We start from the raw sequence: 11,815 nt of genomic DNA on the forward strand, positions 1-11,815 counted from the left end.
GCCCATCACCTTCTTATTCTGTAGATCAGTGGACCGCAGACATGCCGGAGGCCAACTGCATGACTTTTTCCTGGGTGGCCTCGGCACGATCCAGGGTGCCCATCAGTTCGCCTTCGTGCATCACCATCACCCGGTCGCTCATGCCAAGCACTTCGGGCAGTTCCGAGGAAATCATGATCACCGCCATGCCTTCGCTGGCAAGAAAGGCGATCAAGCGATAGATCTCGGCCTTGGCGCCCACATCGATACCGCGGGTCGGTTCATCCAGGATCAGCAGCCTTGGGTTGGTCATCAGCCAGCGTGCCAGCAGTGCCTTTTGCTGGTTACCGCCCGACAAGGTGTCGATGCATTGCTCCAGGGACGGAGTTTTTACTCGCAGCTTCTTGCACATCTCTTCGCACAGGCCGCGCAGGGCCTTCTGCTGGATAAAGCCACTGCCCGAATAGTGCGGCAACACCGCCATCTCCATGTTTTCCAGCACCGACAGGCACGGGAACAGGCCGCTGAGTTTGCGATCTTCGGTCAATAGCGCAAAGCCTTTCTCGATGGCCATGTGCGGGTCGGTAATGCGCACCGCCTTGCCGTCCAGGGTGATTTGCCCACCGGTGCTTGGGGTAATGCCAAAAATGGTTTCCGCCACATTGGTACGCCCAGAGCCCATCAGGCCGGCGATACCGAGAATCTCCCCGGCGTGCAGGTCGAACGAGACGTCCTTGAACACGCCGTCCAGGCTCAGGTCGCGTACCGACAGCAGCAACTCACCTATCGGCGTCTCGCGCACCGGGAACAACTGGCTCAACTCTCGCCCCACCATCATCGAGATCAGGCTGTCGCTGTTCATGCTGTCGGCACGTTGCAGGCCTATGTACTGGCCGTCGCGGAACACCGCCACTTCATCGGCGATAGCGAACACTTCGTTCATTTTGTGCGTGATGTACACGATGCCTTTGCCCTGTGCCTTGAGGTCGGCAATGATCGAAAACAGGTGGGCCACTTCCTTGTCGGTAATGGCCGAGGTGGGTTCATCCATGATCAGGATGTCGGAGTCGTACGAGACCGCCTTGGCAATCTCGACCATCTGCCGTTCGGCGATGCTCAGGTTGCCCACCTGCTCTTCAGGGTCGAGGTTGATGCGCAGGCGCGCCAGCAACTCGGCGGTGCAGCGATGCATTTCGCGGTGGTTGACCATGTGCAGGCTGTTGAGCTGCTCGCGGCCGATCCAGATGTTCTCGGCGATGCTCATATGGGGCATCAGGTTGAGCTCCTGATGGATCATGGCGATCCCGGCCTTTTGCGCCGCCAGCGGCGTTTCGAAGGTAATAGGCTTGCCACGCAGGCGGATTTCCCCGGCGTCGGGCTGGTAGATGCCGGCGATGATCTTCATCAGCGTCGATTTACCCGCGCCGTTCTCGCCCATCAATGCCAGCACCGTGCCGGGGCGCACCCGCAGTTGCACATCGTCCAGGGCGACAACACCGGGAAAGCCTTTGCTGATGTTGAGAATTTCCAGCAGGTAGGGTTCGTCCAGCGGCAACGGCTGGATGCCCGGGGGCTGCGAGGCAGCGGCTTGAGCAAGCATAGGGAGGCACTCCATCTGCAGGGCGGCCGTGACCGCCCTGCCGGCTTATTGTTGTTGTGTCAGGGCTACTTGAAGTCTTTGACGTTGTCCGGGGTGATCAACTGGAACGGGATCACCACGTTCTGCTCCACCGGCTCTTTTTTGGCCATCTTGCGCGCCGCTTCCACGGAACCCACCGCTTGGCCCTTGGCGTCCTGGAACGCCGAGGCGGCCATGTCACCCTTGGTGATCGCGTTCAAGCCATCCGGCGTACCGTCAACACCGGCAATCAGCACGCTGCCTTTTTCCTTGCCGGCCGATCGCAGGGCCATGGACGCCCCGATCGCCATCTCATCGTTGTTGGCCAGCACCGCATTGAAATCACGCCCCTGGGTCAACCAGTCGTTGACCAGGGTCATGCCCCGGTCACGCAGCCAGGCGCCGGTCTGCTCCTGCTCGATCTTGATGTCCGGGTACTTGGCCAGCACTTCCTTGACACCCTTGGTGCGGTTGGTGGTGGAGTTGTTCGCCAGGTCACCCAGCAGGATCACGATCTTGCCCTTGCCGCCGAGTTTTTCGGCGATGTATTGCATTTGCAGGCGCCCGGCCTCGACGTCATCGGAGGTCACTGCCACCACGTCCTTGGGCAAGTCTTTCTGGTCCGGGCGACGGTTGACGAACACCAGCGGAATGCCCGCCTTGGTCGCAGCCGCAATGATGTTCTTGGTCGAAGCGGTATCGACCGGGTTGACGATAATGGCGTCGACTTTCTGGCTGATAAAGTTCTCGACCTGGCTCAATTGCTTGACCACATCGGCCCGCGCGTCTTCAAACTGCAATTGCACGCCATCGCCCTTGGGGTAGGACTTGGCTTGCTTGTCCATGTCTTCGCGCAGGTAGGTGAGGAAGGTGTCATCGAACGCAGACATCGTGACGCCCACCTTCAGATCGGCGGCGCCGGCAACGCCACTGGCCAGCAGCATGGACAGGGCCAGCGCGGTAAAACGGATCGGGGTCTTCATGAACGGTCTGTCTCCACTTTCTTGTTGGTTTTTTTCGACGTTGCGTTTATCAGGACTCGGCTGTCAGTCGCACCACTGGCGCCCCTGGAATGCAGCACACCAGCGCGCCCTGGTTTTCGACGCACAGCACGTTAAGGAAGGAGAAGTAGAACGGCCGGGCGCGGGGCAGTCCGCGTGGCGCTTGGGCGGGGCGTAAAACTCGAAGTACAGCGTTGAAGATTTTCATCTGACGGTACCTGGTTGTTTTTGATCTTGTTTTTGTTGAGTCGCCCGCTGGGTCCGGGACGTACTTTATGCAACCTGGAAACGACTGTATTAGAAAATAATTTCCATATCAACCTGTTTTAGAATTTTATTCTATTTTTGTCGAAACCACTTGCTGGCGCTCGGCGCCCAGGCGTGCGGCGTCCAATATACGGGTGGTTTCCAGCGCGTCATAGGCGCTCACCGGCAGCGGTCCCTGCCCTTGCACGGCCAACTGCAACTGGCGATAGAACTGTGTCCAGCAGCCCTTTTCCGACGGCACCCGCTCACGCTCCGAGCCTTGTTCGAACCAGCCCCAGCGTCGATGCTCCTCCGCGCCCCAGTGCTCGCCTTCGGTCTTCGGCGATTTACCGGCGATCAGCGCTTCTTCCTGGCCATCCAACCCTTCGACGGTGTAGCAACCCAAGGTTCCACTGACACGAAAGCGCGGCGCCTGGCTGTTCTGCAAGGCGTTGCCCCACAGGTGTGAAATCACGCCGTTGGCGTGGCTCAGGGAAACAAAAAAGCCGTGATCCACGCTGGGGTGTTCAGGGGTGTAGTGCAGTTGGGCGAACACTCGGTCCACCGGGCCGAACAGTTGCAGCGCCTGATCGACCAAGTGGCTGCCCAGGTCACGCAGCCACCCGCCGCCGCTGGCATTGCCCACGGCTTGTGGGCTGTAGCGTTCTACACGAGATTCAAAGCGGGTGATGGTGCCCAGGGCACCGGCATCGATGAGTTTGCGCAGAGTCAGGTAATCCGAATCCCAGCGCCGATTCTGGTAGACGCTGAGCAGCGAGCCCTGGCGCTCGGCGGCAGTGATCAGGGCTTGGGCTTGTTCGGCGTTGGCCGCAAAGGGTTTGTCGCTGACCACCGCCACGCCGTGTTCGATGGCTTCCAGTACCAACGCTGGGCGACCTTTGAGGGTGGTGGAAATCACCAGGGCGTCGACGCCGGCTTCGACGATCTGGCCGATGGAGTCGAAGGCCTTCACGCCTGGTAGATCGGTACTTAATTGCTGGCGACGCTCCGGCGAGCGTGTGACAACGCCCACAAACGTCGCACCAGGCAACGTCGCAATCAGCGGCGCATGAAAGAAGCGCCCTCCGTGGCCATAGCCGACTAGTCCAATTCGCATGATTCACTCCTGCTTTGAAGTGCAAACACTGTTCAAATGTGGGAGGGGGCTTGCCCCCTCCCACATTGACCAGGTTCCACCTGTGAGATTGGGATCAGCCGTAGAAGTGTGGGCGATCCGGCAAGCTCACCTGCACAATCTGCCCGCTGCCCTGGGCTTCAATACACGCATCCGCCGCCACCGCCGCCGCATACCCATCCCACGCCGACGGCCCACCGACCTGCCCAGCCCGCACGCTGTCGATAAACGCCTGCAACTCCACGTCATAGGCACCGATAAAGCGATCCTTCCAATCCATCAGGATCGCATTGGACAGCTTCGCACCGCTGCGCAGTTGCACCTGGGACGGCTCCGGCAACTTGGCGATGCCGGTCTCCCCCACCACTTCGCACTGGATGTCGTAGCCGTATTGGCAGTTCACAAATACCTCCACGTCGATACGCGTGCCCTTGGCGGTTTCCAGCAGCACGATCTGCGGGTCGCGCAGGTGGGCCAGGGCCTTGCTGGTCTTGCGCGGGAAGACCACCTGCACGGACACATAGTCGTCATTGAGCAACCAACGCAGCACGTCCAGTTCGTGGATCAGGGTGTCGGTGATCGCCATGTCGGTGTTGTAATTCTCGCCCACCGTCGGGTTACGGTGCGCGCAGTGCAGCATCAACGGCTCGCCGATCTGGCCGCTGTCGATCACAGCTTTCAAGGCCCGATAGCCTTCGTCATACGGACGCATGAAGCCCACCTGCACCAGGCGCTTACCGCAGGCCACTTCGGCCTCGACGATCTTGCGGCAGCCTTGCGCGGTGACCGCCAGGGGTTTTTCACAGAACACCGGTTTGCCGGCGGCGATGGCGGCCAGCACGAACTCTTCGTGGCTCGGCCCCCACGACGTCACAAGGATGGCTTCGACCTCTGGCGAGTTGATCAGCGCATGGCCGTCCGGGTACACCTCGGCGTCCAGCTTCAAGTCCGCCACCACCTGCGCGGCCTGCGCAAGGTTGATATCAGTGACCGCCACCACCTGGCTGTTGAGCAAGGTCTGGCTGCAACGACGGATATGGTCCCGGCCAATGGCGCCCGTACCAATCACTCCAAGCTTCAAAGACATGTAAACACTCCTCTTGTTATTAGTACTGCCGGGCCTTGGCCAGGTGTTCATTGAGTTTTTTTGCCGCTGCATTCGTGCGTTCACTGGTGGACACCTGCGCCACACCTACCCGCCACCACGACAGGTAGCCGTGGACCATGGTCTTGGGCAGCACTTTGATATCGATCAGCGTCGAGACGGTTTGCGTGCGCGCATCGGCCAGGGCCGCTTCCAGCTGCTCTAGCGTGCTGACCTTGTAGGTCTTGCAACCATAGGCCGCCGCACTCATGGCGAAATCCACCGGCACCAGGCCGCCGTCGAGCTTGCCGCTCTCGGGGTTGCGGAAGCGAAACTCGGTGCCGAAGCTGTCCATGCCATTGCCGATTTGCAGGTTGTTGATGCAACCGAAGGCCATGTTGTCGAGCAGCACCACGTTGATCTTGCGCCGTTCCTGGATCGAAGTGGCCAGCTCCGAGTGCAGCATCATGTAGGAGCCGTCACCGACCAGGGCGTAGACCTCTTTGGTCGGCTCGGCGAGCTTCACGCCCAAGGCGGCATTGATCTCGTAGCCCATGCACGAATAGCCGTATTCGACGTGATAGGTATTGACGCCCTTGCTGCGCCAGGCGCGCTGCAAGTCCCCGGGCAGGCTGCCGGCGGCGGCGACGATGATCGCATCGTCGGCCAGCGCCTGGTTGAGCACGCCCAGTACGCGGCTTTGGGTCAGGCAGGAGCCGGTCAGCTCGATAAACTCGCGCAGTACGGCGCGGTCCAGAAGGTCGTCAACTTCCGGCACGAAATCATCGTCTGAGTATTGCACCTGGTACACGCGATCCACTTCGGCATTCAGTTGCGCCTTGGCGTCAGCGATCTGCTCGCCCCAGCCGGAACGGTAATCGCCGAGGGCATCGGCCAGCGCTTCAAGCGCGACTCTGGCATCCGCCACCACTTGCACACCGTCCAGCTTCAACGCGTCGCAGGTGCTGACATTGAGGTTGAGAAAAGTCACCTCGGGGTGCTTGAACAGCGATTTCGACGAGGTCGTGAAGTCGGTATACCGCGTGCCGATGCCGATGATCAGGTCCGCCTCGGGGGCCAGCAGGTTCGCCGCCAGGCAGCCGGTTTCGCCGATGCCGCCGACGTTCAGTGCATGGCTGGAGACCACCGCGCTTTTACCGGCCTGTGTTTCGGCAAAGGGAATCTCAAAGCGCTCGGCAAAGGCTTGCAGCGCCGCATTGGCGCCGGAGTACTTCACCCCGCCGCCACAAATGATCAGCGGTTTGCGCTTGCCGCGAAACGCCGCCAGCGCATCGCCGATCATCGCGGCGGTGGCCGGGCGCCGGTCGATACGGTGCACGCGCTTTTGCAGGAAGTAGTCGGGATAGTCCCAGGCCTCGGCCTGCACATCCTGGGGCAACGCCAATGTCACCGCGCCGGTTTCGGCAGGGTCGGTGAGCACGCGCATGGCGTGGATCGCCGCCGTCATCAACTGTTCGGGGCGGTTGATGCGGTCCCAGTATTTGCTCACGGCGCGGAACGCGTCGTTGGTGCTGATGCTCAGGTCGTGGAACTGCTCGATCTGCTGCAGCACCGGGTCGGGCTGGCGGCTGGCGTAGACATCGCCGGGCAACAGCAGCAGCGGTATGCGGTTGGCCGTGGCGGTGGCTGCGGCAGTGAGCATATTCGCAGCGCCAGGCCCCACCGAGGCCGTGCACGCATAGATCTTGCGGCGCAGGTGCTGCTTGGCAAACCCGATGGCGGCATGGGCCATGCCTTGTTCGTTGCGGCCCTGGTGCACCACCAGGTCGCCGCTGTCCTGCTCAAGCGCCTGGCCAAGGCCCAACACATTGCCATGCCCGAAAATAGTGAACACCCCGGCAACGAACTTGCTCTGTACGCCGTCGACTTCGATGTATTGGTTATCCAGAAACTTCACCAAGGCCTGGGCCATGGTCAATCGTGTGGTGCTCATGTCGCGCCCCTTATCGTTTTTGCAGGTGGGCGATGCTTGCCCCCAACGCCTGCCGGATATCCGCCAATCCATGCACGCTTTCGGCAAACGGCTCGAACGACAGATAGCCGCTGTAGCCGGTGCTCAGCAAGGTGTCGATCTGCGCCGCATTCCCGAGAATATCGTCCTCGCCCACCAGCACGCGGTGGCCGTCGCGGATTGAGTCAAGCGGCGCCTCGTGGTCTTCCACCCCGGAGATATGCACCAGCCCGGTCAGCTCCGGGAAGAACTCATGCTCGCCGGCCAAATGATGGTGAAAGGTGTCATGCACCACACGAAACACATCCAGGCCACCGATGGCCTTGATTGCATCCACTGCCACGCGCTTGCGGCGCAGGGCGGATACTGCGAAGCCCAGGGGTTCGATGAAACCGAGAATCCCGTACTCACGCAGGATCAATCCCAGTTCGCTCAACGCGGTGCGCAAACCAGCGGCGCGCTGCGCGTCGTTACGCGTATCGCCAGGCTGATTGAACGGGCACATCACCAGGCCCTGGGCCCCGCACTCACGGGCGTAGGTGGCCAGTTCGATTGCCTGAGCGCGGCGTTCGTCGTTCCACACATCAAAAGGGTACAGCGCGTTGATCGACAGCACCTTGATGCCCTGCGCCGCGCACAACTCACGCACGCGGGCGGCGGACATGCCGTATTCGATTTCGCGGTTTTTGAGGTCGTTGCGAATCTCGATGGCATCGCACTGGAGGGCTTTGGCCAGCTGGATAAAATCCGCCAGGGGCAAGTCAGGCGCGACCATACGGTTAAGGGCAAAACGTAGCGGCGACTTCATTGTTGTTGTTCTCCGTCCAAAACCGTTTAAAGGTCCAGCAGCCAACTGTGCTGCGGGTCGTTATGGAAATGCCAGGCGCGCTTGGGGCCGGCCATGACATTGAGGTAATAAGACTCGTAGCCATACGGCACGCTGACCGGGTGATATCCCTTGGGCACCACCACCAGGTCGCTGTTTTCCACGGCCATGGCCTGGTCGATGCTGCGGTCGTCGGTGTACACGCGCTGGAACACAAAGCCCTGGGGTGGATTGACCTGGTGGTAGTAGGTTTCTTCCAGAAAGCTCTGGTGCGGCAGGTCATCGGTATCGTGTTTGTGCGGCGGGTAACTTGAGGAATGCCCCGACGGTGTGCGCACTTCCACCACCAGCAGCGAATGGGCCGGCTCGCTGTCGGGCAGGATGTCGCAGACGTAGCGGGTGTTGGCGCCTTTGCCGCGCACACTGCGTTTGCACTGCTCGGGGCGGATCAGGCGCGGGGCAAAACCCGCCGCACCCGGCGCCGCACACACGGCGATCTGTACATCGCTCAGGGCCGTGACCTGGGCGTCGGTGCCCGGCGGCAAATAGGCGGCGAACGGTGATTTGTCTTCGAACACCGACTGGCGATCACCCAGGTTCTGCCAATTGAAGCCTTCGCCTTCGATATTCACCCGACCGCTGAGCAGCACCAGGCACAGCTCCTGATCGCCCGCGCTGACCGGCAAGGTTTCGCCCAGGCTCAAGCGGTAAGCGGCGAAGCCTACGTACTCCAGGCGCCCCGCCTCCAGGGCAACCATGGTTTGCCCGCGTTTGCTGCTTTTGACCAACAAGCTCATCACTCAAACCCTCTCGTCGAGAAGCGCACGCAAGGTGTCATAGCCCTTTTTCGCGTAGATATAACTGGGCGCCACGGCCGGGTCCTGCTCGGCTTCCACCACCAGCCAGCCTGCGTAGTTCGCAGCGAGCAGCACGTCCAGTAACGACGCAAAGTCGATATCGCCGTCCCCTGGCACGGTGAAAGTGCCGTTGACGATGCAATCGGGAAAACTCCACATCTGATTGCGCGCCAATTGCACCACGGGTTTGCGCACGTCCTTGAAATGCACATGGCAAACGCGGTCGATGTGCTTGCGCAACACCTCGATGGGTTCGCCGCCGCCCATGTAGCAGTGGCCCGAATCGAACAGCAGGCCGACTTCCGGCCCCGTGCGTTTCATCAACTGGTCAATGTCTTCGGGAGACTCGACGTAGGCGCCCATATGGTGGTGGTAGGCCAGGCGCACGCCTTGAGACAAGGTGAAACGCGCCAGCTCGGTGAGCTTGTCGGCGTACGCCTGCCAGGCCTGTTCGCTATGAAAACGCGGACGTTCTATCAGGCGAATGCGTGAACCCTGGATCGAATCGGCGACTTCGCCGTATACCAGTACGTTGGCGCCGTTTTGTTTGAGCAGTTCGACATGGCCGGCAATGGCCTCGATCTCCTCGGCCACCGAACGACGGGCCAGGCGGCTGGAGTACCAGCCCGAGACCAGCGCCAGATCATAGGGACGCAGCACGTCGCCGACGCCCTTGGCATCCTTGGGAAACTTGCCATTGAGTTCAAAACCTTCGTAGCCGATGTCCTTGCCTTCACTCAGGGCCGTGCTCAGCGGGGTTTCACCGCCAAGGGCCGGGAGGTCGTCGTTGCTCCAGGAGATCGGGTTGATGCCAATTCGGATTGCGGGCATGGCTGCACCTTTATTATTTTCAGGTATCACTGAGATCTGCTCTATGTGGGAGGGGGCAAGCCCCCTCCCACATTTGACCTAATTCAATTTCGAGCACTGCGCCAGGCGTTGATGAGTTGTTCGAAGGTAGCCTGTACCTGCTGGATCAAGGTCTCATCATCGATCTCCCCCGCCATCCACGCCCGGCTCGGCTCCTGGAAGATCGTGCGGCCGACGGCAAATCCGCGGCAGGTGGTGCTCAGGCGGGCTTGCTGAAAACCGTCGGCAAGACATTCAGCCGACGCGTTCAGGCCAAGCAGCACCACGCCACGGCAGTATGGGTCGCGCTCCTGGATCAGTTCGTCGAGCTTTTTCCAGTCGGCGGCCGACTGCGCTTCGATCTTCCACCAGGCCGGGTAGATACCCAAGTTGTACAGGCGCTTGAGGCTGCGATACAAAACGTCGGGATAAGTGGAGGGGTGATCCTTGGGCGGGATGACTTCCAGCAGCAGTTCATGGCCGCTGACGATGGACGCCTCATACACCGCCTTGAGCTGCGCCTCCTGTTCCAGGCGCAGCATAGGTTCGTCATCGGGGTGAAATTGCACCAGGCATTTGATGATCTGTTCCTGGGGCCAGGCAATCAGGTTGCTGCCCACCGAGCGACCGTGTTCGAACGCCAGAGGCCGTGAGTTCTGCACTTCGACCGGGCGGGCAATCCACCAGCCTCGGCCGCTGGCGGCATTGAGGGCATCCTGGCCAAAACGCTGATCGGCAAGCAGGCCCACGTCGGCCTCGATGCCCTGCTCGGCGAGCTTGGTCTCCACACGTTCGATGGCCTGGATAAACAGCTGCTTGATGGCGCTGATTCGCGTCAAGTCCTGGCCGCCTTTTTGCGCCAGGTCCACCAGCTGCCAGCGGTGATCGAAGGCAAACACGAACAGTTGCTTCCAAGCCTTGCGCGGCACCGTGACGCGGTGCAGGCGCTGCAGGGTCGCATCCTGATCGGGACGGGTGATCGGCACCGGGCTGTTGAACAGGTAATCGAGTTCGGCGGGCGTGGGCATGGCCGGCGCACAGGCGTGCCGCGAGACCACCAGGCCGCCACAGGCATTGGCCAACTGGCTGCAACGCTCGTCGCTGGCGTCGTTGAGCCAGCCACTGAGAAAGCCTGACATGAAGGCATCGCCAGCACCCAGCACATTAAGCACTTCAACGCGCACACCGGGATAGATCGCCCCATCCTCCAACCGCGCAGGGATCTCGCCGTGGATCACCGTGCAGCCTTGCGGGCCGAGCTTGACCACCAGGGTGGCGGCCGTCAGTTCGCGCACCGTGCGCAGGGCGGTGAGCAGGTCTTCACTACCACCGGCGATGAGGAATTCTTCTTCAGTGCCGACGATCAGGTCGAAACGCGCCAGGATTTTCTGCACATGCTGGCTGACATTCTGGTCGGCAACAAAACGGGTTTCGCCATCGGCCTTGCCCGCCAAGCCCCACAGCACAGGGCGGTAGTCGATATCCAGCACCCGTTTGACGTTGTGTTTGGCTGCGTAATCCAGCGCCTGAATGCTGGCCTTGTACACACCGTCGGTGGAGAAATGCGTGCCGGTGATCAGCAGCGCCTTGCTCGATGCAACAAAGGCTTCGCTGATGTCTTCGGCGCGCAGGGCCATGTCGGCGCAGTTTTCGCGGTAGAACACCAGGGGAAAGGTTTCACGGTCTTTGAGACCCAGCAGCACCAGGGCGGTGAGGCGTTCGGGGTCGACCTTGATGCCGCTGACATCGCAACCTTCGCGGGCCAGGGATTCGATCAGAAAACGGCCCATATGGTCGTCGCCCACCCGGCTCAGCATCGCCGACTTGAGCCCCAGCCGGGCAGTGCCGAAGGCGATGTTGGCGGAGGAACCGCCGAGGTATTTGGCAAAGCTGGACACATCCTCAAGCCGCGCACCCACTTGCTGCGCGTAGAGGTCGACGCCCAGGCGCCCCAGGCAAATCAGATCCAATTGACGCCCACTGGCAAAACGAGTCTGGCCCATGCTGGCTCCTGTTATTTTTATCAGCCTGCGTTGTGCCGCCGTAGTGGCGGCAAACGCTCTTGGTGGGAGCAGACTAGAACGTCCGACGGCGGCAATCAATATTTATTCCATAATTATTTTTAGTGGAATATATTTTCCAATACGTCAGCATAGCGGCACGCCAGCGCCCGTGCATCGTTTCAGCAGGCCACGCGGGCCGTGATGCCGAGGTATTTTTTTGCGCCTACCCTGTAGACTTGCACCAC

Annotated in this window: 10 protein-coding genes; all 10 read right to left on the reverse strand. The window is 60.9% G+C overall.

What is annotated here, in order from left to right:
- Positions 1-25 precede the first annotated feature (25 nt).
- The 10 genes from JH25_RS24230 to JH25_RS24190 all read right to left on the reverse strand — a co-directional run bounded on the left by JH25_RS24230 (position 26) and on the right by JH25_RS24190 (position 11,570).
- The gene (locus JH25_RS24230) at positions 26-1,579 is read right to left on the reverse strand and encodes a sugar ABC transporter ATP-binding protein (RefSeq protein WP_032876169.1); all 1,554 of its coding nucleotides are present in this window, start codon (positions 1,577-1,579) and stop codon (positions 26-28) included.
- 65 nt (positions 1,580-1,644) lie between these two features.
- Positions 1,645-2,580, reverse strand: a complete 936-nt coding sequence (locus tag JH25_RS24225; protein WP_032876172.1) for a sugar ABC transporter substrate-binding protein — start codon at positions 2,578-2,580, stop codon at positions 1,645-1,647.
- Positions 2,581-2,629: 49 nt separating this feature from the next.
- Positions 2,630-2,806, reverse strand: coding sequence for a hypothetical protein (locus JH25_RS28540; protein ID WP_005787736.1), 177 nt, complete (start codon positions 2,804-2,806; stop codon positions 2,630-2,632).
- Positions 2,807-2,932: 126 nt separating this feature from the next.
- Positions 2,933-3,961 carry a Gfo/Idh/MocA family protein gene (locus JH25_RS24220; protein WP_032876174.1) on the reverse strand — a complete coding sequence of 343 codons (1,029 nt, stop codon included), beginning with the start codon at positions 3,959-3,961 and terminating at the stop codon, positions 2,933-2,935.
- 94 nt (positions 3,962-4,055) lie between these two features.
- Entirely contained in the window at positions 4,056-5,066 is a 1,011-nt protein-coding gene (locus JH25_RS24215; RefSeq protein WP_032876177.1) for a Gfo/Idh/MocA family protein, read from the reverse strand.
- Positions 5,067-5,085: 19 nt separating this feature from the next.
- Positions 5,086-7,017: a 3D-(3,5/4)-trihydroxycyclohexane-1,2-dione acylhydrolase (decyclizing) gene (gene iolD / locus JH25_RS24210; protein ID WP_032876180.1), complete on the reverse strand. Its 1,932-nt coding sequence runs from the start codon at positions 7,015-7,017 to the stop codon at positions 5,086-5,088.
- 10 nt (positions 7,018-7,027) lie between these two features.
- The gene (locus JH25_RS24205) at positions 7,028-7,843 is read right to left on the reverse strand and encodes a TIM barrel protein (protein ID WP_032876183.1); all 816 of its coding nucleotides are present in this window, start codon (positions 7,841-7,843) and stop codon (positions 7,028-7,030) included.
- Positions 7,844-7,869: 26 nt separating this feature from the next.
- Positions 7,870-8,658: a 5-deoxy-glucuronate isomerase gene (gene iolB, locus JH25_RS24200; protein ID WP_005787728.1), complete on the reverse strand. Its 789-nt coding sequence runs from the start codon at positions 8,656-8,658 to the stop codon at positions 7,870-7,872.
- A 3-nt stretch (positions 8,659-8,661) separates the two neighbouring features.
- Entirely contained in the window at positions 8,662-9,549 is an 888-nt protein-coding gene (iolE, locus tag JH25_RS24195; protein ID WP_032876187.1) for a myo-inosose-2 dehydratase, read from the reverse strand.
- Between the two features lie 83 nt (positions 9,550-9,632).
- Entirely contained in the window at positions 9,633-11,570 is a 1,938-nt protein-coding gene (locus tag JH25_RS24190) for a bifunctional 5-dehydro-2-deoxygluconokinase/5-dehydro-2-deoxyphosphogluconate aldolase (RefSeq protein ID WP_032876190.1), read from the reverse strand.
- Positions 11,571-11,815: the final 245 nt, after the last annotated feature.

The organism is Pseudomonas sp. BRG-100 (genome assembly GCF_000737955.1).
In the GTDB taxonomy this organism is placed as follows: Bacteria; Pseudomonadota; Gammaproteobacteria; order Pseudomonadales; family Pseudomonadaceae; genus Aquipseudomonas; species Aquipseudomonas synxantha_A.